This window comes from Sphingobium abikonense NBRC 16140 (assembly GCF_001598335.1).
In the GTDB taxonomy this organism is placed as follows: domain Bacteria; phylum Pseudomonadota; class Alphaproteobacteria; order Sphingomonadales; family Sphingomonadaceae; genus Sphingobium; species Sphingobium abikonense.
Genome location: NZ_BCYT01000024.1, coordinates 1 through 26,169, shown reverse-complemented (window position 1 = coordinate 26,169; position 26,169 = coordinate 1). Strand labels below are relative to the sequence as shown.

The following is a 26,169-nucleotide window of genomic DNA, read 5'->3' as shown; positions in this document are numbered from 1 at the left end:
GGCCGATGGCGGCGAACGGGTCTTGGCCAGCAGCCAATGACGCATCCTCATGGCGGGCCACTGCCCATCCTTGCGACAGAATGGCTCTGAAATTTTCTGACAAACCCCGTCAATTAAGGATGAGGGCCGGCCCTGCCATCAGTGCGTGACTCTTTCTAACGATCAAATCCCGCCGGGTCGGCCCAGTCCGGGTGCGTCCACGCCATCGCCTTGAACAGCGTGCCCATCGCGTCGTCATGGGTCAGGCGATGCGCTGCGTCCCGCACCTCCGGCGCGCGGGCGGGCGCATGCGCGGCGAGTTGCGCGGCGCGGGCGTCTATGCCCAGCTGTCGCAAAAAGCTGCCCTGGCCCACCGGGCCATGCACGCGCAGCCCCGCCTGCCGGGCCATATTGCCGAGCATGGTGAAATCGACATGGGTGGTGAGGTCCACCTCACCCGGATCGGCGAAGGGATTGGCGAATTGATGCGCCCTTACCGCCTGAAGCGTGTCGCCAAGCGCCGGCCCTTCATAGCCATAATCAATGATGATCGCCGCGCCGCCCTGTCGCGCGATCCGCTGCGCCAGCGCATAGGCGATTTCCGCGCCGGCGATCGGCGATTCCAGGATCGCGCCATCGGGCGCATCCGCCGCGATCGGCGGCAGGCCTGATTCGATGCGGCGATAGCCCGCGACCGCGATGAAACGCCCCGGCTCTTCGCGTGGCAGCAGCACCCGCTCTCGCCATTCATCGCCCGCACGGATGCATTGTCGCACCGGCAGCGCGTCAAAAAATTCATTGGCGACGACCAGCAGCGGGCCTTGTTCGGGCAGGCTGGCGATCGTGTCATGGTGGGTGGCGGTCGGCAACAGCGCCTGCTGGCGACCGCGCAGCGCCTGGCTGGTTTCGACCAGATGGACCGGCGGCGTCAGGGCGGCGCGCTGCATCGCGCGCAGGGCATCGGACGCCAGCGTCCCGCGTCCGGGGCCTAATTCCACATAAGCGGCCTGGCCGCTACGGCCCGACCGCATCCAGATGTCGGCCAGCGCCAGCCCGACCAGCTCCCCGAACATCTGACTGATTTCCGGTGCGGTGGTGAAATCGCCGTCCGCGCCCAGGGGATCGCGGGTGGCATAATAATGCTGGTTGGCTTCGGCGATATAATGGGCGACCGAAATCGGCCCGCCAGAAGCGATCTGCCGCGCCAGCCTGTCGGCCAGCGGCAGCGGATCAGGCGACACTGGCGCTTCCCGCCACAGGCTCGACGCGCAGGCGACGGCCCTTGGCGGTCAGGATGAAATAGAGGCCGGCCAAAATCATCGGAATGCACAGCCACTGGCCCATATGCAGGCCCGTGCGCGCGGCGAACTCCATCAACTGCGCATCGGCTTCGCGGAAATACTCGACGGCGAAGCGGAAACAGCCATAGCCCAGCAGGAAGATGCCGACCAGCATGCCGGGCTTGTAGCGCGCCTTGGTCTTCCAGAAGGCGACGGCCAGGATCAGGAACAGGACGATGCCCTCCAGCCCTGCTTCATACAGCTGGCTGGGATGGCGCGGCACGTCGCCGCCGGTGGGAAAGACGATCGCCCAGGGCACGTCGGTCGCCTTGCCCCATAATTCGCCATTCACGAAATTGGCGAGCCGGCCGAAGAAGAGGCCGAAGGGCACGACGCAGGCGACATAATCGTGGATGCGCAGCCAGCTGAGCTTTTCCTTGTGCGCCATGTATAGGATGCCGAGCGACACGCCGACCGCGCCGCCATGGAAGGACATGCCGCCATTCCACAGTTTGAAGATGTCCAGTGGATTGGCCAGGATTTCGGGCTGGTAGAAGATCACATAGGCCAGCCGGCCGCCGATGATGATGCCCAGCGTCGCGTAGAAGATCATGTCGTCGGCATGGCGGCGCGCCATGGGCGATCCGGGCTGGGCCACAAGCCTCAGCAGATACCAATAGCCGATCAGGATGCCGGCGAGATAGGCCAGGCTGTACCATTTCAGCTGAAAGAAGCCGAGGTCGAGCGCGACCGGATCAAGCCCCAGATCGTTGAAGTGGATGGCACTCGAAGCGGCCGCGGCAAGGTCCAGGATCAAATCGGCTTCCCTCAAAATGGACAGGCCTGCCCCCATAGAGCAAGGGCCGCGCCAGACCAAGAGGCTGCTGGAAAGGGCGGGCGCTTTGTCCGCCCCCTTCAGTCTTATGTTATCGAGGCAGGCCGAGCGCGCGGACGATGTCGTCCCAGGCGACGAGCTTGAAATTCTGCGCGGCGGCCGCGTTATGGCCGTCCTGCGCGACGAACAGGCCGCCCGGATAGGCTGGTCCGAAATCGCCCAGCATCAATTCGATGCCGTCGGTTTCCTCCGACCCGCCGATGGCGCCATCGACCACGCGAAAGCGGCCGACATAGGCGTCGTCGCGCAGGCGATAGAGGACATAGGCATTGTCGCCCTGGCTGGAAACGAGGACATAGCCGTCCTTTTCGCCGATCGGGGCGATGGCCACGCCTTCGGCATCCATGACGAGATTCTTGCCGTCCGCCGCCGCGATTTTGGTCGGTATGGTCGCCCCATCGGCGCGCGCGTCGAAACGCCACAGGCCGACATCTTCCTCCGCGACATAGAGAATGTGCGTGCGATCATCGACCGCGCAGCCCTCGGCCTGGCTGCTCAATTTCAGGGTGCGCACAATGCGCCCAGCGGGCGTCGCGCCCGATGTGTCGAGCGCGATCTGGTGGATGGTCCCGTCCTTGAGCACGATATAGGCAGACAGGCCGCTTTCATCCCGGCCAAGGCACAGGCCATAGGCTTCGCCCGTGCCGCCATCGACCTTGCCGATGGCGGTCAGCTTCGCGGTCGCGGTATCGAGCCGGAACAGCGCCACCTTCGCATGGGCGACGTCACTGCGGTCTGACGCGGCGACCAGAACGCCCGGCGTGCCGTTGACGACGACGCCATCCTTCAGATCGACATTGTTGACGCGCCCGGCGTCCAGAAAGTCGCGAGTTTTGCCGTCAAGACCATAGACATAGAGGCCCGCCTTCTTGTCGGTGCCCACGATCAGGCTTTGCGAAGGGGCCGCGGCATTGCGCCAGATGGCCGGATCATCGGCGGCGTCGGCATTGGCGGTGCCAACCGGCGTGGTTTCGCCGCGCGCCGTCAGCGATACGGCTGGCGTCGCATTGGCGATGCGGACCGAGACCGGCGCTTCCTGTTCTGTTGTCGCGCAGGCCGATAGCGCGAGCAGGCCGGTCAGGGGAAGGACGACATGTTTCATGGATGTGTTCCTTATTTGCCGCGCGCGACGCATGGGCCGCCGTCTGGGCCGATAGCGCCGGTGCAGGTGCGTGTGGCGATGGTCGGCTCGGTCGTGTCAGTGAGATGATTGCCGTCGGCGCGCTTTTCCAGATCGAAGCCGTCATAGAGCTTGCCCGACGCGGTGAAGGTGCGGAAGCTGAGCCGGTCGCCGTCGACATCCACGACCTGATAAAGTTCGGTCGCCTCTGCGACCTTGTCGGGCTGGGTGCGGGCGCGGTCATTCAGGCCGTACATTTTGGACCCGGTGACGGATACGAGATAGACTGGCCCCTGGACCGCGCCATCCGCGCGCGCCGTGGCCGAGGCTTCGCGCCCGGCCTGCAACGTCAGGCGGCTGTAGCAATGGTCATGGCCTTGCAGCACCAGATCGACCTTGCGCGCGTCGAATATCGGCTTCCAGGCGGCCTTGATCTCTGCCGTGTCATCGGGACGGGCACAGGTGAAGACGGGCTGGTGGAACAGCACGACATTCCATGTCGCCTTGCTCGACGCCAATGTCGCGTCCAGCCACCGGGTCTGCGCCGCCATGGTGCCCAGGTCGATGGCCGATGTGCCGTCCATGATAATGAAGCGCACGCCCTGATAATCGACGAAATAGCTTGTCCCGACGCCGGGCGCGCCATTGTCCGGCAGCGCGAACTGCAAGGGGAAATAGGGACCGAGCGCGCGGCTTTCCCGCCCGTCGGGCAATGTCACGTCGACATATTCATGATTGCCGGTCGCGGGCAGTTGCGGAACGATGGACCAGTTATAGCCGCCGGCCTGATTGAATTCGCCCCATTCGTCGTCATGGTCCAGATCGTCGCGCTGCGCGGCAAGGTCGCCGGCATGCAGGACGAGGTCAATGCCGCCATTGGCATGAAAGGCCTGACGGATGACCCGGCTGGCATAGGTCAGGATGCCGTTCTGAATGTCGCCCAGATAGAGGAAGCGAAAGGGCTTTGCCTGCGTGGCGGCGGTGCGGAATTGCAGCCATTCGCTCCAGCCCGCGCTTCCTTTCAGCCGATAGGCGTAGACGGTGTCGGGCGTCAGATCGGTGAAACGGATCTGGTGATAGAGCGCCGGGCCGTTGGCGCTGTCCTGGCGCGTGCCGGGCTGGCCGCTGACCGTGCGGGCCTGCCGCTCGAGTGTGGGGCCATCGACCGCGACCGCGATCTGTGCCTCGCTCGCTGCCTGGGCGATGTCGGTGCGGAAACTGACCGCCATGCCGCGGGATGGGTCCGCCGCGGGCGTCAGCATGATCCGGTCGGGCAGGCTGCGCGCGGCATAAGGGGTGCCGGCCGACCGGGGCACCGGGGGCTGAGGCGCGGATTGCGCCATTGCCGGCAGGGCCGACACGAGCAGCAGCGCCGCGAGAGAAAGACGGATCATGCGCGTCCCTTCATGGAAACAGGACTGCCGGCCGCACGGGGCGGCCGGCAGAAAAGGATGAGGCAACGGATCAGAAGCTGGCCGACACGCCGAACTTCACCGTCCAATTATATTCCTCATATTGCAGCAGGCGGCGCGCACCGCCGTAATTCTGATAGGCATAATATTTGGCGTTGTTGACGTTCACCCAGTCAGCGAACAGGCGCACGCCGGGCAGCAGCTTATATTTGGCCGACAGGTCGAGCTGGAAATGATTGTCCACGAAGCGGTCGCTGTCGGGGCCGTCGCCCAGCTCATCAAGATATTTGCTGCGATAGGTGCCCGCCGCGCGCAGCGAGACCGGACCCTTTTCATAGCCCAGCACGGCGTTGAACGTATGCTTGGACGCATTGGGCAGGGCGATCTTGCGGCTATAGGCGTTGTCGTCGTCATCATAGCTGGTGATGCGACCGGTGGCGTCGGTATAGGTGTAGTTGAGGTTCGTCAGCAGCCCGTCGAACGGCGCGGGCAGGAAGCTGAACACCTGGCTGTAGGACAGTTCGACGCCCTTGACCTTGGCGGTCTCGCCATTCACGAAATATTGCGCTTCGCTATAGGTGACGCCATTATAGGTGCCGTCGGTGAAGTCACGGATTTCGGCGGTATAGTCCTTGATCGATTTCCAGAACAGGCCAGCGGTTAGCGCGCCGTTGCCGCTGAAATACCATTCGGCCGATGCGTCCAGGTTCCAGGCGCGATAGGGCTTGAGGTCGGGATTGCCGAACTCGGCGGCGAAGTCTTCGTCCAGTATGAAGCGCGGCGCCAGCTGCGACAGCTTGGGTCGCACCAGGCTCTTATAGCCTGCCGCGCGCAGCACCAGACCACGGCTCGGCTCGAAGCGTGCGGTCAGGCTGGGGAGCCAGTCGGTATAGTTTTTGGTGAAGACATTGGGCGTAGTCACGACGCCGGTTGCTTCGCCTTCGTCGTCCAGCGCATATTGCGTCAGGTTGCCGCGCAGGACGTTGCGCGTCTGTTCAACACGCACACCACCGATGAGTCGCACCGTGTCGCTGTCCCACCGGCCGAGCAGGTAGCTGGCCAGAATATCTTCCTTCGCGCTGTAATCCTGCGCCGCCGATTCATAGGCGCTTGTGATCGGATCCAGTTCGAAGGCGCCGGGATTGGCGTAGAAATAATCGGTCGCGGCGCCCTTGGCGGGTAGCGGGCCAAGATTGGCGAGGCGATAGGTCTGGTCGCCCAGCACGTCGGCCAGGTCCAGGTCCCCGTCGCCATAATAGGCCATATTGAAATTATAGCTCTTCTTGCGCCAGCGTGCCTTCATGCCCGTCTGCACGGTGAAGGTGCCACTGTCGGTGACGAAGGCGCGGGAAATATCGCCCTTGAGCGCATATTCGCGATCGCGCGAGTCGGACAGCACCGTCTGTTCGACGCGATTGAAGCTATATTCCGACGGATCGTTGAACAGGTCCGCGCCGCTCGTCACTTCGAACAGGGGGACGCGCGGGTCGGCATAGTTGAAGTTCACATCGACGCCGTCGCCGTCGAACCGGGCGCGCCAGCGGACGGGGTCGATCGAGCCGGCTTCCTTTTCGGTCGATTCCGACCAACTGCCCGAATAGGTCAGCTTCCACGGGCCGGTTTCGGTGGTGCCACCCAGCACGATCGACTTGATGCGCTGGCGCTCGAACCGGTCCTTGAGGTCGCGGCGTACCTCGATCCGGCCGTCCTCGTCAGTGAAGAAGGCGCTGTCGGCATCGCCCGACGCGGGTTCCTCATCCAGCACGAAGGTCAGGCGGCGGCGATATTCCTGGTCGTCGAACTGGTTGTAGACGCCGCGGGCATAGAGCTTGGTCGTGTCGCTGGGCATCCAGTCGAAATTGAGCGTCGCGCCAATCCGCTTGCGGGTGACGTCATAGTCGCGATATTCCATCGTTTCGGCATAGACGATGCCGTCTTCGCTGGTCGTCCAGTCCGACGCCTCGATATTGTCGGTTTCGAACTTGCGCTTGTAATAGCTAAAGCCGCCCGACACGCCGAAACTGTCGGTAAGGCGGGTCGAAAAATCGACGCTGCCCTTGGGCGTGACTTCGCCCGAATAGTCGTTGTAGCTGCCCTCCAGCTTGATCGAATACAGGTCCTTCTTGCGATCAAAGGCGCTGGTGGTGTTGATTTCGATCGACGCGCCGATCGTGTCGGCGTCCATGTCGGGCGTCAGCGACTTCTTGACCTCGATCGATTCGATCAGTTCGGACGGGACCACGTCCAGCGCGACCGAACGAACGTCGCTTTCCGGCGCAGGCAGGCGCGCACCGTTGACGGACGCGGCGTTGAGCTCGGGATCAAGACCGCGCACCGAGACAAAGCGCCCTTCGCCCTGGTCGTTCAATATGTTGATGCCGGGCAGGCGGCGGAGCGATTCGGCGACATTCTGGTCGGGAAACTGGCCGATCGCGTCGCGGGTCAGCACGCTTTCGACGCCATCGGCGGCGCGCTGGCGGGACAGGGCCGACGCCTGGTTGGCGACCTGGCCGACGACGATGATGGACGCGTCGACATTGGAACCGATGCGGACATCCGCGTCGACATCGCCGGTCGCCGGCACCACGACCGTGGTGCGGACCGGGTCGGCGCCCACATAGCGCGCCTCGATCGTGTAGGTGCCCGGCGCGACGTCGGGGAAGCGATAGGAACCGTCACGGCCGGCTTCGGCGATGCGGCCCAGTTCAACGATGGTGAGCTGCGTCGACTGGAGCGCGCGGGTTCCGGTGCCGTCCGACACCGTGCCGCTGATCGTGCCGGCAAGGGCGGCGGCGGGCATGGTGAGCGCAAGGGTAAGGGCAACGCGGCTCGCGCCGCGGTAAAGGCGGTTCATTCTGGAATCTCCCTGTTGCCGTAGCGATGCGCTTGACATGCGCGCGCCTGCCGGCTGCCCGGCCCATGAGAGATTATTGCGACAGCTTCATTCCATCACGATGACGAAAAAGAGTCATTAAGATTGCAGTTGCGTGACCGTCCGCAAGTTCAAACCCTTGGGTTCAGCGCCCGACATTAAGATAGGCCGCAACGGCATCGACATCGTCTCCGACTGTGTCGACGGCCTCGACCAGTTCGTCACGCGACACGCTGAACCGGTTGGTCCAGTAAAGACACTCTTCTTCCCGCTCCAATGACACGCGTGCCGTGTTCAGCGGTGTCCTGTGGCCTTCCTCTGGCGTCATTGCTCGGCGCGTCTCCCTCATTGGCTCTTCCCAAGGAAGCAACGCACAAAAGACGCGCCAAGTCCCCTTCCCTTTAGGACAGGGGGCGGCTGGCCCAGCCCCGAAGGCGGGCATAAAGGCCCGCGATCACGGCGGCGAAGATCAGGATGGCGAGTGGCACCGCCCAATGGCTTTCCCCGACCAGCGCCAGCGGCGCATCGCTGTCGGTGCCCGCGACGATGCCGGCGAAGGCGACGCCGAACAGGCTTTCACCCACGATGAAGCCGGTCGCCATCAACACGCCCATGCGCTCGGCAAATTCGGAGTTCGCCTGTCGCAGCGCCCAGCGATTATAGACATGGCCGATGACCGCGCCGACCGGGATCAGCAGCGTCAGCGCCATCGGCAGATAAATTCCCATGCCCACGGCCAGCGGCGGCAGGCGCAGCTTGCCCGCGCGGCCCAATGCTTCGTCGACGATGATCACGACCACGCCGATGCCCGCCCCGATGGCGATCAGCCCCCAGTCGAGATCGCCGCCCAGCACGCCCTTGGCCAGCGCAGAAATGAGCGCCGCTTGGGGGGCCGGCAGGGCATTGGCGCCTGCGCCGCTCGCCCCGGCAAAGCCGAAGGCGCTGTTGAGCAGATCCAGCACCGGGGGGATCACCAGAGCGCCGAAAATGACGCCCAGCACCAGCGCCAGCTGCTGCTTCCACGGCGTGGCACCGACCAGCTGCCCGGTCTTGAGGTCCTGAAGATTATCATTGGATATGGTCGCGATGCCAAAGACGATCGCGGTGGTGAACAGGGCATAGGCGATCAGCGCCTGCGTCTGGCCTTCGTCGCCACCCGAACCATATATGGCGGCCAGCAGCAGCGACGCGCCCAGCACGGCGAGAATGCCGACACCCGAAATCGGGCTGTTCGATGCGCCGATCAGGCCTGCCATATAGCCGCAGACCGACGCGATCACGATGCCCGCCACCAGCACATAGGCCAGTGTCAGACCGATCACCGGCACGGGGTTGAGGGCGATCGGCCCGCCCTGCGCGAAGACCCAGAGCAGCAGCGCAATGGGCAGCATTGCGGCGACGATCGTGCCGGCGACGATGCCGATCGGCAGGTCGCGCTCGGTAATGTCGAGCAGCCCGGCATTGCCCGCCCTGCGCGTGGCATTGGCGGCGAGCGCGGAGCGAATGCCGCTGATGATGGGGCCAAGGATCTTGAGCAGGGTCCAGATGGCGGCGACGCCGATCGTGCCCGCACCGATGAAGCGCGCCTTGGTGCTGAACACGGTGCCGACCACCGTGCTGAGATCGGCGCTGGCGGCGGTTGGCGCGGTCAGATAAGGGACTAGGCCGACCCAGCTGATCAGCAGGCCGATGAACATGGCGACGCCCACCGACAGGCCGACGAGATGGCCGACGCCGATCAGGGCCATGGAGAAGCTGGTGGACACCGACGTCGCGCCCGCCCCCAGCTTGAAGAAGGTGGCGGCTTCCTCCGCGATCAGCCGGGTCTTGGCGACGATCGAGAAGGTGGCGGCGGACAGGGCGCTGGCGACGATGGCGGCCAGCCCGCGCTTGTTCTCCTCCAGCCCCTCGCGCGATCCGGCGCCGACTTTCAGCACTTCGGCCGCTGCCACCCCTTCGGGATAGGGCAGGTCCGATCCCGTCACCAGTGCGCGGCGCAGCGGCACGGAATACATGACGCCCAATATGCCGCCGGTCGCGATGGTGAAGGCCGACAGCCAGTAGGGAAAGCCCTGCCACCAGCCGATGATGACCAGGCCCGGCAGCACGAAGATGATCGCCGACAAAGTGCCGGCCGCCGACGCGATGGTCTGGACGATATTGTTTTCCAGGATGATGCCAGTGGAAAACAGCCGCAGCACCGCCATGGAAATGACCGCCGCAGGGATCGACGTGGCGAAGGTCAGGCCGATCTTGAGGCCCAGATAGACATTGGCGGCGGTGAAGACGAGCGTGATGAGCGCGCCCAGAATGACGCCGCGCAGCGTCAGTTCGGCCATGCCGCTGGTCTGTGCCTGTTCGTTCGTCACCGCTTACCCCTTGTCGATCATGCCAAGGGTCCGGTCATAATCGCGCCAGACGGCGGATCAATCGCAAACTGACGCGGTGGCGGGCGTCCCCTCGATGGCGATGGCTCCTGGCAACCGAGGGGAAACGGCAGGGGACTTAATGGCGGTGCAGCGCGCGCAGCCGATACTTACCCTTGGCATAGGTGCCGAACATGCCGGAAATGGCGGGATGGTCGACCGGTTCGTCGCTGTCGTCCGTCACCAGATTCTGCTGGCTGACATAGGCGACATAACTGGATTCGCCATTTTCCGCGAGCAGATGATAGAAAGGCTGATGCTTGTCGGGGCGTGCTTCTTCGGGAATGGCCTCATACCATTCCTCGCTATTGGCGAAGACCGGGTCGATATCGAACACGACGCCGCGAAATCCGAACATCCGGTGCTTGACCACATCGCCGATGCTGAAGCGCGCATGGACGATCGGCGGGGCCGTCATGCCCGCGCCAAAAATCTGACTCATCTCTTTCATGAGGCTCAATTTAGGGGCGCGCTGCGCCGACACAAGAAAAATACCCCGAAGGTCGCTTGGCAAGCGTGATTTCATCCGCTAATGGCCGCCGCTCGACCGGGAAAGCAGCGCCAGCGGCGCTTGCCGGACCTTCTGCGGAGAGGTGGCAGAGTGGTCGAATGCGCCGCACTCGAAATGCGGTTTACGGGCAACCGTAACGTGGGTTCGAATCCCACCCTCTCCGCCATGACTTTGCTAACCGGTTATCCCGCCTGGATTTTCCTGACAGCATCGCTGGGTACCGATCCGGCAGAAGAGGTTGCGACCGGTCACGGGCATAGCTGTCCGCTGCTCCTGACATAATCCGTCGTCTCGACGAGGCGGCGCTCCAATAAATTGTCGGCCCCCGCCCCCCGGCATAGAGGTCTGCCATCTTCATGCAGCGAAATATCGCTTGTCGTCGCTTAATGAAAAAGGCCGCCCCGATGATTCGGAAAGCGGCCTGTTTAGGTCTTGTGCAAAGGAGAATGCTGACGCGGCCGAGCCGGTGTCAGGCATAGAGAACCGAATAGAATGTCACCATCTGCACGCCTACGGCTACGGCGAGCACGGCACCTTGAAAAATCTGACGCATAACTGACTCCATTGTTGCGAAGGACATTCGCCCCCGCATGTGTAAGGAGCCTCTAGTCGCGTCATCTTATTGTAACAATCGCAAAGCATGACTTTCCGATTGCAACAAACGCAACAAAGGTTGTCAGGGCAGCGCTGCGATCATCGCCAGGGCGGCGGCCGGATTGCGTTCCTTCGCGCCGCTGATGAAAAAGCCATAGACGTCGCCTGCTTTTGACAGGTCTACCGCCCTGCCGGCCCAATGGTCGATATCGCCCGGGGCGTAACCGGCGGGCTCGTCCGTTTGCGTCCGCATCAGCCGCAGATAGGCAAAGCCGGCATCATGGCCGGTGATGGAGGGATAGTCTTCATGGTCGGCCAGCACCACCGCCGCCCCGGCTTCCCTGGCCATGGCGAGAAACGCCGGATCGTCGAAGCTTTCATGCCGCACCTCCAGCGCATGGCGCAGGCGGACGCCGTCAACCGCGTCAGGCAGCAGCGTCAGGAATGCGCCGAAATCATCGGGATCGAATCGCTTGGTGGGCATGAATTGCCAGAGGATCGGCCCCAGCCTGTCGCCCAGTTCCGCTATGCCTTGGCCGGTAAATTTGGCGATCGAGTCCCCCGCTTCGGCCAGGACCTTGCGGTTCGTGCAGTAGCGGGAGGCCTTCAGTGCAAACTGGAAGCCATCGGGCACCGCCTTCGCCCAATTGGCGAAGGTGGCGGGTTTCTGGCTGCTATAATAGGTCGCGTTCACTTCCGTCGCGGTCAGATGTTCGCCGACATAGGCCAATTCATCCTTCTGCCGCAGCCCGGCGGGATAGAAGCTGCCGCGCCACGGTTCATACACCCATCCGCCGATCCCGATCCTGACCTGTCCCGTCATCCCGCACCTCCTGCATAGAAAAGTCATCGCCTGCGCCGATCAGTACCAGCGAAAAATGCGGCCGGCTCCTTTCTTATGAAAGGCCTGGAAAGCCGTGCACATGCTCGCTCCGGCAAGGCGTAATCCCGTAAGGCCGCAGGATCGGCGTGCTTCGTCTCAGCCCTCCCCAATTGTGATTCGGCGCTCCAGTCTTCAGAAGCGATTGGCTTTCTCGGGCTGAAGCGGCCTGTTGTCCCAGCCGGTCGTCGGATGCCTCTTGTCCGGCCATTTGACGCATGATGCCATAAGCGAAGGGGCGCTTCCGCTAAGGACACAATGCCGTGAATAGCGCTATCATTTAAAATATTTCGGTTGACATAAATACAGAATTGCGGCTTTGTCCGCGACTGATAGCGTTACCAGCTACACTGTGCCGCCACAGCGGACAGACACGCAGGAGAGGGATTTGTCATGTCGTTACGCCAGAACCATCTACGCGCCGCACTGTTCGCGGCTTCCGCGCTAGGCGCGTTTTCCACCTCCACCCTGGCCTTCGGCCAGGTCACGCCACAGCCGCCCGCTGCTCAGGAAGACGAGGTCGCCGACATCGTCGTGACCGGCATTCGCGGCTCGCTGCAAAGCGCTACAAACGCGAAAAAGAATGCAGTGGCGTTCGGCGACTCGATCTTCGCCGAAGACATTGGCAAGCTGCCTGCGACCAATCTGGCCGAAACGCTCAACCGCATGCCCGGCGTCCGCCTCAACCGCGATATCAACGGCGAAGGCACGCAGGTCGCGATCCGTGGTCTGGGGCCGAGCTTTACGCGCGTGCTGCTGAACGGATCGCAATTGCAGGTCGCTTCCGATGGCGGCACCAACGGCGGCAGCGCCAATCGCGAGGTCGACCTGGACTTCTTCCCTTCGGAACTGTTCACCCGGCTCGATCTGGCCAAAACCCCCTCTCCCTCCACGCTGGAAGGCGGCATTGCGGGGACGGTCAACCTGCGCAACGCGCGGCCGTTCGACAAGCCCGGCACGCATGTGACCGTCGTCGCGCAGGGCCAATATACCGACAGCAACGACAAGATCAGCCCGCGCGGCGCGATCGTTGCGAGCCACACCACCGATACGTTCGGCATCCTGGTCGGTGTGGCCGGCGTCAAGACCAAGACGCGCGTCGATGGCTATGAGACGCTGGGCTATAGCGACGGCAATCTGGGTGCTGGCGATCCGGGCGGCAATAATTTCAGCTATGCCTCGATCGTGCCGAACAACGCCGGCCATGGCCTGGTCGCAGGTCAGCCGGTCGATGTGGTTGCGACGTCTGGCCTGACGCGCGATCAGCTGAGCACCGCGCTCATTCCCCGTCTTGGCCGCCAAGCGCTGACGCAAGGGGACCGCTCGCGCATTTCGGCGCTGGCATCGCTGGAATGGCGGCCTAGCGACGAACTGCATTTCGCGCTGGACGGGATCTGGGCGAAATCGAAGCGCAACTATGACCGTCTGATCATGAACTGGCAGGTGCGTAACTCCGGTCCGGGCACCAGCGCCCAGTCGACCGGAGGCATGATCCCGATCGACCTGACCGTGGATGACAATGGCGTCGTCACCAGCGGCACCTTTGCCAACAGCTCCTTCTTCCTGGAGGCGAGCCAATTCCGTCAGACCACAAAATTCTGGAATATCAACCCGAGCCTGAGCTGGCAGCCCAGCGACCTGCTGAAGGTCGACTTGAGCGCCAATTATTCGAAGAGCCGTTTCTTCCGTGAGCAACCGAGTTGGGTATTCCAGACAGCCCCGCAATCGGGCGTCGACGTCTATTATGACAACACCGGCCAGGGCGATTACCCCTCGATCACCACGAATGTGGACCTGAACGATCCCAACAACGGTCTGTGGGAATGGTATCGCCAGAATGTCGCGCTCGTGCGCCGAAAGACCGAAACCAAGGGCGCGCATCTGGATGTCACCTATGGTGACGACTTCTTCAACGTAAAGGTTGGCGCCGCCTATGACCGGGCGCAACGCTCCATCCGCGCTTATGACAACAGCCCGGCCTATCAGCTGTCAGTGTGCGGCACCGGCTGCACGGGCGACACCGGATCGATCCCAACCAGCGCCATTCCGCAATATCTGATGCCCGGATCGGTCAAGAATTTCGGGCATCTGGCCAGCGGCAATATCGGCTTCACCCGCTACATCATGCCGGACTTTGGCGCGATCCGCGATGTCACCGACTATGAAAGCTATCGTGACAGCGCGCCCGAAACACGCGGCGCGGTGACGGGTGGCGCGACCGGCGACATGGACGAAGAAGTGTGGGGCGCCTATTTCGAATTGAACGGCGTTACGACCATCGCCGGCCGCGACCTGCGCATCAATACCGGTATGCGCTATGCCCGCACCCGCCAAGAAGTGGTCGGACCAAGCCAGATCGGTTCGGAAATCGTCGATATCACGTCGCGGTCGACCTACGAGAACTTCCTCCCGTCGATCAACCTGACCTACGATATCGCCGACAATATCAAATTGCGCGCATCGGCATCGCGCACGATGACGCGGCCCGATGCCAGCCAGATTCTGCCGGGCATCACCTTTTCCGATCCATCCGCCCTCGTTGCCAGCGCGGGCAATCCGGACCTGAAACCGTACACGTCCGACAACTATGATCTGGGCGGTGAAATCTACACGGGCGGCATCGGTTATGTCGGCCTGTCCCTTTTCATGAAGAATATCCAGGGGTTCACAGTCACTACATCGCAGGAAGTGAGCTTTGGATCGCTCAACATTCCGTTCGACAGCCTGATCCCGACACAGCAAAATGCGCTGAACGATCGGTCACTGCAGACCGGCATCCCCGTTGGTCAGTTGCCCATCACGGTGAACCGCCCGATCAACCTGTCGGACCTGAAGATCAAGGGTCTGGAAATCACCTGGGTCCAGCCGCTCGACTTCCTGATGAAGGGCCTCGGCTTCTCGGCCAACGGCACTTATCTGGACCAGTCATCCTCGTCCGGGCTGGTGGCGACGGGCGTGTCGAAATATTCCTACAATCTTCAGGGCTTCTATGAAGACGACCGGCTGTCGGTCAGCCTCAACTATGTGTGGAATGACGATGCGATCGCGGTCAACCGGCCGCAGAACGGCATCCAGAATGCCTCGTTGCGGTCCAAGGCGCGGGGCCAACTCGACCTGTCGGCCGGCTATCAGCTTCCCTTCCTCAATGATGGTGTGCGCCTGACGCTCGACGCACTCAACATGACGAACGAGCCGATCCGCACGCTGTTCGAATATGATAATGCGCCTTACTCGGTCTATTATCCCGGTCGCACGATTTTGGCCGGCATTCGGGCCAATTTCTGACGGGAGGCTTGGCTGACAGGTCCCAAGCCTTTGGGGGCGGAAGCGGCGAACGCCGCTTCCGCCTTTTCTTGTTCGAGCGAAGGAGCAGCAAGACCGATAGGCTCGATCACCTGACGATTTCCGATATCGTTCGGTTTGTAAGAATGGCATGATCGACGACACGCAGCAGACGCTTCGTTGGCGCGTTCATCACGGCGCAACGAACCAGGACCACCCTCTTACCGAACCAACCTTCAACATTTTCGTCATCCCGCTTTATCAGGAGCCTGCCATGACCAGCACTGCCTCATCGAGCTTCGTGACCACCACCGATGGCGTTGACATCTTCTACAAGGATTGGGGCAGCAAGGATGCCCAGCCGATCATGTTTCATCACGGCTGGCCACTCTCGTCCGACGATTGGGATGCGCAGATGCTGTTCTTCCTGGACCAAGGCTATCGTGTCGTCGCCCATGACCGGCGTGGACATGGTCGATCGCAACAGGTCGATTTCGGCCATGACATGGACCATTATGCGGCAGACGCCGCGGCGGTTGCCCAGCATCTGGACCTGAGGAACGCCATACATGTCGGCCATTCGACGGGTGGCGGCGAAGTCGCCGCCTATGTCGCGCGGTTCGGCATAGCGCAGGGCCGCGTCGACCGGGCGGTGCTGGTGAGCGCCGTGCCGCCGATCATGGTCAAGACCGATCGCTATCCCGGCGGCCTGCCGATCGACGTGTTCGACGGCTTTCGCGAAAGCCTGGCGAAGAACCGCGCACAATTTTTCCGGGACGTCGCGAGCGGTCCCTTTTACGGATATAATCGCGAGGGCGCGGACGTGAAACCGGCCGTCGTCGACAATTGGTGGCGTCAAGGCATGATGGGCAGCGCGCTCGCCCATTATCATGGCATCAAGGCTTTTTCCGAAACCGACCAGACCGAAGACCTGAAAGCGATCAGCGTCCCGACGCTGGTGTTGCACGGGGATGACGATCAGGTGGTGCCTTACAAGAATGCGGGCGTGCTCCAGGCCGAACTGCTGCCCAATGCGACTCTCAAAATCTATGAAGACTTCCCGCACGGGATGCTGACGACAAACGCCGAACAATTAAACGCGGACATTCTGGCCTTCATCCGGAGCTGATGACCAGCGCAGGCAGACTGGACTGCGTTCCGCCGCCTCTATGGCATATCCGCCAATCGCGCGTCGGTGGACTGAGCCGCCGTTATCACCCTCCGTCGGCGCCCGGTCCTGGATCATATGGGCCGATCACAGCCTTTCTAAGCCGTAACGGAGCAGAAAAGCGACGCTCAGGAACCCGGGAGCCCCGAATCTCCTTGCCGACGTAAGCCATGTCGGTGCCGATGCCGTTCTGGTTGAGGGCATTGCGACGGATCGTCATTCTCGTCCGGTTGACACTATTGGAGGTCCCAAGGCCCCTCCACTGGTGCGATTGACGGTCAGGGCACCTGCTTCTTCATGGCGTCCAGCATGAAACGCCAGACATTGGCGGCATCCTGCGCATAGGCGCGCTCGTCGCTGTCTGGGCTGATGTAGCGGGTGATGCCGGCCCCAGCTTCCTTCATATAATCGCTGGGTTCATGGATGGCGTCCAGCACCGCACGAACCTGGGGCAGGCAGGCCTGCCAACCGGCGTCGTCCTGCGACTGGCCCTGCATCTGGCACAAGGCGCGGGCGGCGCGTTCGATCGGCGTCATGTCTGGCTCCTGCTGGCGGGTGCGTTTGTAGCATCTGACGCAGCGGACCGGGGCAAGGCAAGCGAAAAGCCGCGCATTTGGCGCTTCGCCTGGCCATCCAGCTCGCCTAAAGGCAAAGTGCAGCAGACGAAGGGGACGTTCATGGTGGAAGGCGAGACGATCGCGGGCAGGCGCGTCCTGTTCGTCATGGCGGTGGACGCCGAATATGGCCCGCATTTGCGCGCTCGGTTCACGCCGCTGCTGACCGGTGTCGGCCCTGTCGAAGCAGGAATCGCGATGGGCGCTGCGCTCCAGGCGCTGGCGGCGCGCAATGCCCTGCCCGACCTTGTCGTGTCGCTGGGGTCGGCCGGCTCGCGCCGCTGCCCACTGGGGGAGATCTTCCAGATTGCGAGCGTATCCTGGCGCGACATGGATGCCACGCGTCTTGGTTTCCCCAAAGGCGTGACGCCGATGAGCGATCATCCGGTCGATATCCCGCTGACAACCCCGTTGCCGCTGCCGCTGGCGCGCTTGTCGACCGGCGCCAATGTCGTGGGCGGCGAGGAATATGCCGGCATCGACGCCGACATGGTCGACATGGAAAGCTTCGCCATCGCCCGGGCCTGCGCGCGCTATGACGTTCCGCTGATGGGCCTGCGCGGCGTGTCGGACGGTCCGGGCGAGCTGGACCATATCAACAGCTGGATGGAATTGCTGGGCCTGATCGACGAACGGTTGGCGCAAGCGGTGGATTTATTGCCCGAAGCGCTGGCGAGCCGGGACGGCTAATGGGGGGGCTAGCGCTGGCGCGCCCTAGTCACCGTCAAAGGCGATCAGCGCCTGCGTGGCAACGCCATCCTCCTCCAGCAGCGCCTTGCCCCCCAGGTCGGGCAGATCGACGGCGAACAGGGCCATCAGCACGCTGGCGCCCTGCTCGCGCAGAAGCTGCGCTGCGGCGAGCGCGGTTCCGCCGGTCGCGATAAGATCATCGACCAGCACGACCCGCGCGCCGGCGGGCACCTGGCCCTCATGCAGTTCCAGCCGGTCTCTGCCATATTCCAGCACATAGTCGATGCCGACGGTCTTGCCGGGCAGCTTTCCCGCCTTGCGCACCGGCACGAAGCCCTTGCCCAAGGCAGCAGCCAGCGCCGCTCCCAGGATGAAACCCCGCGCTTCAATCCCGACGATCAGGTCAGGGTCAAGCGGCCGGGCAACAGCGACCAGCCGCTCCACCAGTTCGCCAAAGCCCGGGCCATCCGCCAGCAGCGTCGTGACGTCGCGGAACTGGATGCCCGGCTTGGGAAAATCCGGAATGGTGCGGATCAGGGCGGTCAGGCTGTCGATGCTCATGAAGCCTCCATAGGCAAAGGGCGCGGTCCCCTCAAGGAACCGCGCCCCGCTTGTGTTCGTGCGCCGGCAAGAGGCGTCAGGCCGCCTTTTTCTTGTCCGCCCAGATATTCTGATAGGCCATATAGGCAAGGCCCGTGGCGATCAGCAGGAAGACGATCGTCGCAAGGCCGGCGCGACGGCGATTTTCCAGCTTCGGTTCCGCCGTCCAGGTCAGGAAGGCGGCCACGTCCTTCGCCATCTGGTCGACGGTCGGCTTGGTGCCGTCGCCATAGCTCACCTGGCCCTCAGCCGTCAGCGGCGGCGCCATGGCGAGGTTCAGGTTGGCGAAATAGGGATTGTAGTGCAGCCCCTCCGGCGTTTTGGCATCCGGGAACTCCCTGAGCAGTTCGGCAGGCTGCGGCTGGTAGCCGGTGATCAGCGAATAGACATAGGCGCTGCCATGATGGCGGGCCTTGGTCATCAGCGACAGATCCGGCGGGATCGCATTGTTGTTCGCCGCCGCCGCCGCGACATTGTTGGCAAAGGGCTTGGGGAAGTGATCGGCTGGCACCGGATCGCGGGTCGACATCTCCCCGGTCTTGGGATCGACGTCGGGCGTCTTGATCGCCCACTGCTTGGCGATCGCCTTCACTTCGGCCTCATTATAGCCAAGCGCTTCGAGATCGCGGAACGCCACGAACTTCAGGCTGTGGCAGGCCGAGCAGACTTCCTTGAACACCTGAAAGCCGCGTTGCAGCTGCTGGCGGTCATAACGGCCGAAGGGACCATCGAACGAGAAGGACACATGCTTGGGCGCCTTGTGGAATTCATGCTCCACCGTGGGCTGGGGCGGGTCCGATACATAAGCGACCGCGCCAAAGAGGAAGGAGATCAGCAGCCAGCCCGCGAAAAAGAGGCCGACAAGGAATGCGCCGATGCGAACCATGATATCCTATCCCCCTTAACCGGCGTTCGAAGGCTGCGGATCGGCGCCCATACCGGGCAGCGCATCCTCTTCGCCTTTTATGTTGTGGCGATTGAGCACCGATTCCGTGATCGATCCGGGCAGCGGCAGCGGCTTTTCGAAGCGCGCGATCAGCGGCAGCACGATCAGGAAATGCGCGAAATAATAGGCCGCCGCGACCTGGCTGATCATGACATAGGGCTCTTCCGCCGGCGCACCGCCGCAATAGCCCAGGATCAGCACGTCGATGACCAGGATCCAGAAGAACTTCTTGAACGTCGGGCGGTAATTGCCCGAGCGCACCGGCGAATTGTCGAGCCAGGGCAGGAAGAAGAGCAGCAGGATCGATGCGAACATCGCCAGCACGCCCAGCAGCTTGGCTGGCACGAAGAAGAAGTCGACGGTGAAGGCGCGCAGGATGGCGTAGAAGGGCCAGAAATACCATTCCGGCACGATATGCGCGGGCGTTGAGAGCGGGTTCGCCTCGATATAATTGTCCGGATGGCCCAGATAATTGGGCGCGTAGAACAACATGATCGAGAAGATGATCAGGAACACGCCAGCCCCGAACCCGTCCTTCGCCGTGTAGTAAGGATGGAAGGGCACGGTATCCTGCGGCCCCTTCACCTCAACGCCTGTCGGGTTGTTGGAACCGGGAATATGCAGCGCCCAGATGTGCAGGATGATGACCCCTGCAATCACGAAGGGCAGCAGGAAGTGAAGCGAGAAGAAGCGGTTGAGCGACGCGTTGCCCGGCGCAAAACCACCCAGCAGCCAGGTCTGGATCGGTTCGCCAACGACCGGGATCGCGCCGAACAGGCCGGTGATGACCTTCGCGCCCCAATAGCTCATCTGCCCCCAGGGCAGCACATAGCCCATGAAGGCGGTCGCCATCATGAGGAGGAAGATGACGAGGCCCAGCAACCACACCATTTCGCGCGGCGCCTTGTAGGAGCCGTAAAAGAGGCCACGGAAAATGTGGAGATAGACGACGATGAAGAAGAAGCTGGCGCCATTGGCGTGCGCATAGCGCATCAGCCAGCCCGAATTGACGTCGCGCATCGTCTGTTCGACGGTGGCGAAGGCGACCAAGTCATTGGCGCCATAATGCATCGCCATGATGACGCCGGTGACGATCTGGATCACCAGCGCCAGGCCGGCCAGAACGCCGAAATTCCAGAAATAGTTGAGGTTGCGCGGCACCGGATAGCCAGCGCCCACCGCATTGTAGACGAGGCGCGGCAGCGGCAGTTTCTCGTCCATCCACTGCATCACGGGATGCTTGGGAGTATAATGTTCAGCCCATGGAAAGCTCATGACGGTCCCCCCTCAACCCACAAGAATGGCAGTGTCGGAAGTGAACTTGAATTCAGGCACTTCCAGATTCTTGGGGGCAGGCCCCTTACGGATACGAGCGGCGGTATCGTAGGATGACCCGTGGCAGGGGCAGAAATAGCCGCCATATTCGCCGCGATTTTCCCCCTCGCCCGCGCCCAGCGGCACGCAGCCCAGATGGGTGCACACGCCCATCGTGATGAGCCACTGTTTTTTGCCGTCAACGGTGCGTTCTTCCAGCGTCTGCGGATCGCGCAGCGTGGCGACGTCCACCTTGTCAGCCTCGGCAATTTCCTTGGGTGTCAGGTGCCGCACGAACAGCGGCTGCGACCGGAATGTCGTCTTGATCGCCTGCCCCGGCTGGATCGCCGACAGGTCGACTTCGGTCGACGCCAGCGCCAGCACATCGGCGCTGGGGTTCATCTGGTCGATGAGCGGCACGACCACGGCCACCGCCCCCATCCCGGCGAAACTCACCGCGGCGATATTGATGAAATCGCGGCGGCGCACCTCTTCTCCGCCGGATAGAGTTTGCCCGTCAGAATGATCAACGCTCGCCATGCACCTCTACCCTTGCAAGACTTCCCTGTCACACCGCATGCCGTTACCGACGCTGATTATCAAGGGATTTGGGTTGTCAGCCGTGGCTGCCCCCACCTTCCCCCCGGTGTGGTTCGCGGGCCTGATAACCGGGAAGCGCGCGCTTTGCCAACCGCAATCTTACTTGGCCTGTTACAAAAGCTTGCGCTGCTCTATGGCGCTGCCCATGCGTATCGCCCTTTACCAACCGGAGATTGCGGGCAATGTCGGCGCGATCCTGCGCCTTGCCGCCTGTCTCGCCGTGCCCGTCGACATCATCATGCCCACCGGATTCGCCTTTTCCGACGCGCGCCTGAAACGGGCCGCGATGGATTATGGCGCGGCGGCCGACGTCACCCGCCATGCCAATTTCGAGGCGTTCGATGCTCGGCGGCGGGCAGAAGGCCGGCGATTGCTTTTGATGAGCGCTCACGCCTCGCAGCGATTGCCGGACGTGCGGTTCGCGCCCGATGACGTGCTGTTGATGGGGTCGGAAAGCGCCGGCGTGCCCGATAGCGTTCGCGATCTGGCCGATATTCGCGTGCGCATACCCATGGCGCCGGGCTTTCGGTCCTTGAACATCGCCGTGTCGACCGGCATCGCCGTGGCCGAAGCATTACGCCAGACCAAGGGGTTTCCCGCATGATCAATCCTGTTCCCATCGTCCCCTTCGCACTCGATGATCGCCAGCAGGCGGCGCGTAGCTGGTTCGAATCGCTGCGCGACCGCATCTGCGCCGAATTTGAAGCGATCGAACGCGAAGCCGGCAGCGACGCCGCCTTTGCCTTCACCCCCTGGGACCGCGAGGCGGATTGCCAGGCGCCCGGCGAAGGCGGGGGCGGCGTGCGCGGCGTGATGAAGGGCAAGATATTCGAAAAGGTAGGCGTCAACATCTCCACCGTGGGCGGCGAATTCGCGCCCGGCTTTGCCCAGACGATTCACGGTGCGGAGGAAAACCCCGCCTTTTTCGCCACCGGCATCAGCCTGGTGGCGCATATGGCCAACCCGCATGTCCCGGCCGTACACATGAACACGCGCTATCTCGTTACCACGAAAAGCTGGTTCGGCGGCGGGGCGGACCTCAATCCGCCGCTGCCGCGCGATGAAGACACGGCCGATTTTCACGCCGTGCTGAAGGACGCGTGCGACGCGCATGATCCCGATCATTATCCCCGGTTCAAGGCATGGGCGGACGATTATTTCTTCATCCCCCATCGCGGCGTGCATCGCGGCGTCGGCGGCATCTTCTACGATCATCTGGAATGCGCCGACGACACGGCGTTCGACGCCAATTTCGCCTTTACCCGCGCGATCGGCGATGCGTTCCTCGCCGCCTTTCCCCCGATCGTGCGGCGGCGGATGGCGGAGCCGTGGAGCGAGGCGGACTATCGCACCATGCTGGAATGGCGCGGGCGCTATGCCGAATTCAACCTCGTCTATGATCGCGGCACCCTGTTCGGGCTCAAGACCGGGGGCAATATCGACGCCATCCTGATGAGCCTGCCGCCAATGGCGCAGTGGAGTTAGGCCCGCCATGGCGCTGACGCGGGTCGAACCGGGCATGGTGGCCACGATCGTCACCCATCTGGAGATGCGCGCCCAGCCCCGGCCTGCGCCGATCCCGTCCGCGCCGCTACGGCTCGTCCGCTGGAAAGCGCCCGATGCTGACGCCTATCGAACGCTGTTCCGCCGCGTCGGCGCGCCATGGCTGTGGTTTTCCCGGCTGGTGATGGCGGACGCGCCATTGCTGGCAATCCTCCACGACCCCGCCGTCGAAATCTATGCGGTCACGGATCCGCGCGGCACGGAAATCGGCCTCCTCGAACTGGATTTCCGGTCGATGCCCGATTGCGAGCTAAGCTTTCTTGGCCTCGTCCCTGAACGGACCGGCAAGGGGCTTGGCCGGTGGCTGATGGCGCACGCAACGTCGCTCGCCTGGCGCAAGGGCGTGGAGCGTTTCCGGGTCCACACCTGCACCCTCGACAGCCCGGGAGCGCTGGGCTTTTACATGCGATCAGGCTTCACACCCTTCGCGCGCGAGATCGAGACATTTGCCGACCCGCGCCTGGCGGGCATAGTGCCGCGCGATGCCGCGCCGCATGTGCCGATCCTGGATCAGGCCGCCGACGCCTGACGATAGATGCGCGCGAGCATCACCAGCAGATAGACCTGCACCACCGCCGACACCGCCGCAGCAGCGATGCCGCCAGCCAGCCGCGCACCCTCCGGGCCTGCGAGCAGGCTGCCCAGCAGACCGACGATCACTTGCGCGGCCGTGCCCACCAGCGTCGACAACAGCATCACGATCACCAGAAAGCCGAACAGCCGCCAGAAATGACCGCGCGTCAGTGACCAGGCGTGGCGCAACGATTCGATTACGCCCCCGCGCGTGTCGATGACGACCGCATTCAGCAGGACCAGCCGGATGCTCGCGAAAAAGACGATGATGACCGCGGCCAGCCCCAAAAGCAGGCCCATCGCATGGGCGGCCTGTTGCGAGGCCATGGCGAAAATCACGCTGACCAGCGCGACCACGACAATGAAAGCGACAATGGCGACGACCACCAGCAGCGCGGTGCCCAGCAGGACGGGCAGGCGCGAAAAGCTGAGCCGCAGCGCCTCCCCCACGCTGATGCCGGGGCGCAGCGCCAGGGCGAACAGCGCCAGCGACCCGAACCAGATGATGACGATGCCCAGCAGCATCGACAGGGCAAAGCCAGGCGGCATCACCGGAATGGCGTCCGCCTTGGGCTGCGCGAACCAGGCCTGCAATTGCGGGGGCGTCATTTCCTGCACAACCAGACCCGGCAGCGCCACGAACAGCAGGGCGACCGGAAACAGCAAGGTCGCTTCGCGCCGGATGAAGGCGACGGCTTCCTCCCACGCCTTGCCGATGGAGATTGTCGCCATATCTAATCTGCCTGCCTCAAGAGGGGGAAATGCGGCCAGGAGACTTGATCGCTCGCTTGCCCCAAGTCAAGGAAACGCCATGGTTGATCCCCTTCCCTTCCCCGACCAGGTCGAATGGCGCGTCGATGCGGCGCCGGTCGATTATCCAGAGGCGCTGGCCGACATGGAAGCGCGCGCCGCCGCGATCCACGCCGGGGACGCGCGCGAGCGGGTGTGGCTGCTGGTGCATCCGCCACTCTATACGGCGGGAACCAGCGCCGACCCGGCCGAACTCATCGACCCGCGCTTTCCCGTCCATGACGCCGGGCGTGGCGGGCGCTACACCTATCATGGACCGGGGCAGCGGATCGGTTATCTGAACATTGACCTTAGCGCGCGCGGCAAGGATGTGCGCAATTTCGTCCATCATCTGGAAGGCTGGATGATCGCGGCACTGGGCGACCTGGGCATCGCCGCGCGGCGGGCGGACGGGCGGATCGGCATCTGGACCGACGACGCGCAGGGGCGCGAGGCGAAGATCGGCGCGCTCGGCATCCGGGTGCGGCGCTGGGTGACGCTGCATGGCTTTTCCATCAACGTCGACCCCGACCTGTCGCATTTTGGCGGCATCGTGCCCTGCGGCATCAGCGACTATCCCGTGACCAGCATAGCCGCGCTGGGCGGCAACGCGTCGATGGCCGCGCTCGATGTGGCGCTCAGAAGCCATTTCCCGTCCTTTCTCAGCCGCTTGTCGCGCTGCGGGTCGGGGCTTGAGCAATGCGAGGCCGCCCGCTAGGGTCCTGTGCCTTGACCGGCGGGGGATGCCGGGTATCGACGCGATGTTCAAGGAGACCCGGATGCGCGTGAATGCATGGATCGTCTGCACCGCCGCTCTGCTGTCGCTGACCGCCTGCGGGGACGGCGACAAGGGCGGCAGCAATGTGCAGATGAAGGACATGGAAGTGGTGGACGGCACCGCGACCGACGCGATGACCGACCTGGACGGCGTGCAGAGCGAAGGCACCGCGATCGCCGCTCCCGGCAATGATGGTGCGGCCAATCAGAGCGCATCCGCGAACGCCGCGCCTGCCGCCGCGCCGGCCGAAGATGCCGAAGTGGTGGCGGACCAGTAAGCCGACCGCCATCGGAATAGTATGCGCGCATGGTTATGACTATCGGGATGCGCCGCGCCGCATCCTTCTGGAGAGACGAGACGATGAGCTTCCGTTCCGCCCTGCGCACCAGCCTGTGCAGCCTGTCGATCGCCCTGATGCCGCTGGCCGCGCAGCCGGCCGCCGCGCAATTCTACTGGTCGCCGCCCGACATGAGCGCGCCCGCCTTTACCGACAGCAATGCCGCCATCGCGCTTGGCCTGCCGGGCGCGACCGCTGAGGAGATCAAGGCCGGGCTGGCGTGGAACCTGCGCGCCGCGCTTAACGTCGCGGCGCTGCAATGCCAGTTCGAACCCACGCTGCTGACGGTCGACAATTACAACGCCATGATCGCCCATCATGACGCGGAACTGGACGCGGCGCAGGCGACGCTGCTCGCCTATTTCCAGCGCACCGCGGGCAAGGGCCGCGCCGGCCAGTCGGCCGCGGACATGTACAATACCCGCATCTATTCGGGCTATTCGACGGTGCAGGCGCAAAAGGGCTTTTGCCAGGAAGCCGGCGTCGTCGGCCGCCAGGCGATTTTCGCCGATCGCGGCGCGCTCGCTGACGTGGCGCGCACGGGCCTCGCCTCGATCAAGAAATCGCTCATTCAGGCAGGCGAGCAATATTATGGCATGCCCGGCGATGATTATGCCGTCGCCCTGCCCTCCTTCGACCCCAAATGCTGGAAAAAGGGCGTGCTGGAGCCGGTGTGCCATCAGGCCTATAATGAGAAGGTCGGCGTCACGCCGTAAGTCGGGCGAGAGGCTTGCTGGCGATTTGGGTCAGCTCTTATCATTGTCACCCCGGCCTTGAGCCGGGGTCCCGCGTCTTCCGCCCAACAGAGCGGGATGCCGGGTCTAGCCCGGCATGACGGCGTTTTCTCATCGAGTGGCTGTGGCGAAACAGGATGAGCGTGCAGGACGAGGTCGTATTTCGACCACTCCCGGTCATTCAATAGCGCCTTAGGCTCGCCCACATAGTC

Annotated in this window: 24 protein-coding genes and 1 tRNA gene; 10 read left to right on the top strand and 15 right to left on the bottom strand. The window is 63.3% G+C overall.

Annotated elements, in window-relative coordinates:
• Positions 1 to 155: 155 nt before the first annotated feature.
• The 8 genes from SAB01S_RS16975 to hspQ form a co-directional block, all read right to left on the bottom strand.
• The gene (locus SAB01S_RS16975; RefSeq protein ID WP_062734495.1) at positions 156 to 1,220 is read right to left on the bottom strand and encodes a class I SAM-dependent methyltransferase; all 1,065 of its coding nucleotides are present in this window, start codon (positions 1,218 to 1,220) and stop codon (positions 156 to 158) included.
• On the bottom strand, positions 1,210 to 2,112 hold the full coding sequence (gene lgt / locus SAB01S_RS16970; protein WP_174525677.1) for a prolipoprotein diacylglyceryl transferase: 903 nt from the start codon (positions 2,110 to 2,112) through the stop codon (positions 1,210 to 1,212). Before lgt ends, SAB01S_RS16975 begins: the two co-directional genes overlap by 11 nt.
• 73 nt (positions 2,113 to 2,185) lie before the next feature.
• Entirely contained in the window at positions 2,186 to 3,256 is a 1,071-nt protein-coding gene (locus tag SAB01S_RS16965) for a phytase (protein WP_062734494.1), read from the bottom strand.
• An 11-nt stretch (positions 3,257 to 3,267) separates the two neighbouring features.
• Complete coding sequence (locus SAB01S_RS16960) at positions 3,268 to 4,668, bottom strand: purple acid phosphatase family protein (RefSeq protein ID WP_062734492.1); 1,401 nt, start codon at positions 4,666 to 4,668, stop codon at positions 3,268 to 3,270.
• 70 nt (positions 4,669 to 4,738) lie between these two features.
• Positions 4,739 to 7,540, bottom strand: a complete 2,802-nt coding sequence (locus SAB01S_RS16955; RefSeq protein WP_062734490.1) for a TonB-dependent receptor — start codon at positions 7,538 to 7,540, stop codon at positions 4,739 to 4,741.
• Between the two features lie 163 nt (positions 7,541 to 7,703).
• The gene (locus SAB01S_RS16950; RefSeq protein ID WP_245646515.1) at positions 7,704 to 7,907 is read right to left on the bottom strand and encodes a DUF3606 domain-containing protein; all 204 of its coding nucleotides are present in this window, start codon (positions 7,905 to 7,907) and stop codon (positions 7,704 to 7,706) included.
• Positions 7,908 to 7,959: 52 nt separating this feature from the next.
• Positions 7,960 to 9,897, bottom strand: a complete 1,938-nt coding sequence (locus SAB01S_RS16945) for an OPT family oligopeptide transporter (protein ID WP_439646692.1) — start codon at positions 9,895 to 9,897, stop codon at positions 7,960 to 7,962.
• A gap of 166 nt (positions 9,898 to 10,063) precedes the next feature.
• Entirely contained in the window at positions 10,064 to 10,435 is a 372-nt protein-coding gene (gene hspQ, locus SAB01S_RS16940; protein WP_031298291.1) for a heat shock protein HspQ, read from the bottom strand.
• A 136-nt stretch (positions 10,436 to 10,571) separates the two neighbouring features.
• Here hspQ and SAB01S_RS16935 point away from each other — a divergent pair.
• Positions 10,572 to 10,661: transfer RNA gene (locus tag SAB01S_RS16935), tRNA-Ser, on the top strand.
• A gap of 510 nt (positions 10,662 to 11,171) precedes the next feature.
• Here the strand turns inward: SAB01S_RS16935 and SAB01S_RS16930 are convergent.
• Complete coding sequence (locus SAB01S_RS16930) at positions 11,172 to 11,912, bottom strand: DUF72 domain-containing protein (RefSeq protein WP_062734486.1); 741 nt, start codon at positions 11,910 to 11,912, stop codon at positions 11,172 to 11,174.
• Between the two features lie 450 nt (positions 11,913 to 12,362).
• Between SAB01S_RS16930 and SAB01S_RS16925 the strand changes: the two genes are divergently transcribed.
• Both SAB01S_RS16925 and SAB01S_RS16920 read left to right on the top strand, forming a co-directional pair.
• Positions 12,363 to 15,254, top strand: a complete 2,892-nt coding sequence (locus tag SAB01S_RS16925) for a TonB-dependent receptor (protein ID WP_062734484.1) — start codon at positions 12,363 to 12,365, stop codon at positions 15,252 to 15,254.
• Between the two features lie 271 nt (positions 15,255 to 15,525).
• Positions 15,526 to 16,380 carry an alpha/beta fold hydrolase gene (locus SAB01S_RS16920; protein ID WP_062734514.1) on the top strand — a complete coding sequence of 285 codons (855 nt, stop codon included), beginning with the start codon at positions 15,526 to 15,528 and terminating at the stop codon, positions 16,378 to 16,380.
• A 317-nt stretch (positions 16,381 to 16,697) separates the two neighbouring features.
• Here the strand turns inward: SAB01S_RS16920 and SAB01S_RS16915 are convergent, their stop codons facing one another.
• Complete coding sequence (locus SAB01S_RS16915; RefSeq protein WP_062734482.1) at positions 16,698 to 16,955, bottom strand: hypothetical protein; 258 nt, start codon at positions 16,953 to 16,955, stop codon at positions 16,698 to 16,700.
• A 141-nt stretch (positions 16,956 to 17,096) separates the two neighbouring features.
• Here SAB01S_RS16915 and SAB01S_RS16910 point away from each other — a divergent pair, with 141 nt between their 5' ends.
• Entirely contained in the window at positions 17,097 to 17,723 is a 627-nt protein-coding gene (locus SAB01S_RS16910; RefSeq protein WP_062734512.1) for a 5'-methylthioadenosine/S-adenosylhomocysteine nucleosidase, read from the top strand.
• A gap of 24 nt (positions 17,724 to 17,747) precedes the next feature.
• On the opposite strand, the gene SAB01S_RS16905 is transcribed toward SAB01S_RS16910, so the two are convergent.
• From SAB01S_RS16905 to petA, 4 genes are all read right to left on the bottom strand, one after another.
• On the bottom strand, positions 17,748 to 18,284 hold the full coding sequence (locus SAB01S_RS16905; RefSeq protein ID WP_062734480.1) for an adenine phosphoribosyltransferase: 537 nt from the start codon (positions 18,282 to 18,284) through the stop codon (positions 17,748 to 17,750).
• 76 nt (positions 18,285 to 18,360) lie between these two features.
• The gene (locus SAB01S_RS16900; RefSeq protein WP_021228748.1) at positions 18,361 to 19,209 is read right to left on the bottom strand and encodes a cytochrome c1; all 849 of its coding nucleotides are present in this window, start codon (positions 19,207 to 19,209) and stop codon (positions 18,361 to 18,363) included.
• A 15-nt stretch (positions 19,210 to 19,224) separates the two neighbouring features.
• On the bottom strand, positions 19,225 to 20,544 hold the full coding sequence (locus tag SAB01S_RS16895; RefSeq protein WP_062734478.1) for a cytochrome b: 1,320 nt from the start codon (positions 20,542 to 20,544) through the stop codon (positions 19,225 to 19,227).
• 12 nt (positions 20,545 to 20,556) lie between these two features.
• The gene (petA, locus tag SAB01S_RS16890; protein ID WP_021228750.1) at positions 20,557 to 21,123 is read right to left on the bottom strand and encodes a ubiquinol-cytochrome c reductase iron-sulfur subunit; all 567 of its coding nucleotides are present in this window, start codon (positions 21,121 to 21,123) and stop codon (positions 20,557 to 20,559) included.
• A 193-nt stretch (positions 21,124 to 21,316) separates the two neighbouring features.
• Between petA and SAB01S_RS16885 the strand changes: the two genes are divergently transcribed.
• From SAB01S_RS16885 to SAB01S_RS16875, 3 genes are read left to right on the top strand one after another with little or no spacing between them, the layout of a single operon-like run.
• Complete coding sequence (locus tag SAB01S_RS16885) at positions 21,317 to 21,787, top strand: tRNA (cytidine(34)-2'-O)-methyltransferase (RefSeq protein WP_083951425.1); 471 nt, start codon at positions 21,317 to 21,319, stop codon at positions 21,785 to 21,787.
• Complete coding sequence (gene hemF, locus SAB01S_RS16880; protein ID WP_062734476.1) at positions 21,784 to 22,668, top strand: oxygen-dependent coproporphyrinogen oxidase; 885 nt, start codon at positions 21,784 to 21,786, stop codon at positions 22,666 to 22,668. The genes SAB01S_RS16885 and hemF overlap by 4 nt, the downstream gene beginning before the upstream one ends.
• 7 nt (positions 22,669 to 22,675) lie before the next feature.
• Positions 22,676 to 23,275, top strand: coding sequence for a GNAT family N-acetyltransferase (locus SAB01S_RS16875; protein ID WP_062734474.1), 600 nt, complete (start codon positions 22,676 to 22,678; stop codon positions 23,273 to 23,275).
• On the opposite strand, the gene SAB01S_RS16870 is transcribed toward SAB01S_RS16875, so the two are convergent.
• Positions 23,257 to 24,051, bottom strand: a complete 795-nt coding sequence (locus SAB01S_RS16870) for a DUF7847 domain-containing protein (RefSeq protein ID WP_021228754.1) — start codon at positions 24,049 to 24,051, stop codon at positions 23,257 to 23,259. The genes SAB01S_RS16875 and SAB01S_RS16870 overlap by 19 nt on opposite strands.
• Before the next feature lie 79 nt (positions 24,052 to 24,130).
• Here SAB01S_RS16870 and lipB point away from each other — a divergent pair, with 79 nt between their 5' ends.
• The 3 genes from lipB (at position 24,131) to SAB01S_RS16855 (ending at position 25,939) form a co-directional block, all read left to right on the top strand.
• Positions 24,131 to 24,826 (top strand): lipoyl(octanoyl) transferase LipB, encoded by a 696-nt coding sequence (lipB, locus tag SAB01S_RS16865; protein WP_062734472.1) that lies wholly within the window; start codon positions 24,131 to 24,133, stop codon positions 24,824 to 24,826.
• Positions 24,827 to 24,887: 61 nt separating this feature from the next.
• Positions 24,888 to 25,163 carry a hypothetical protein gene (locus tag SAB01S_RS16860; RefSeq protein WP_062734508.1) on the top strand — a complete coding sequence of 92 codons (276 nt, stop codon included), beginning with the start codon at positions 24,888 to 24,890 and terminating at the stop codon, positions 25,161 to 25,163.
• An 83-nt stretch (positions 25,164 to 25,246) separates the two neighbouring features.
• Positions 25,247 to 25,939, top strand: coding sequence for a hypothetical protein (locus SAB01S_RS16855; RefSeq protein ID WP_062734470.1), 693 nt, complete (start codon positions 25,247 to 25,249; stop codon positions 25,937 to 25,939).
• Positions 25,940 to 26,169 lie beyond the last annotated feature (230 nt).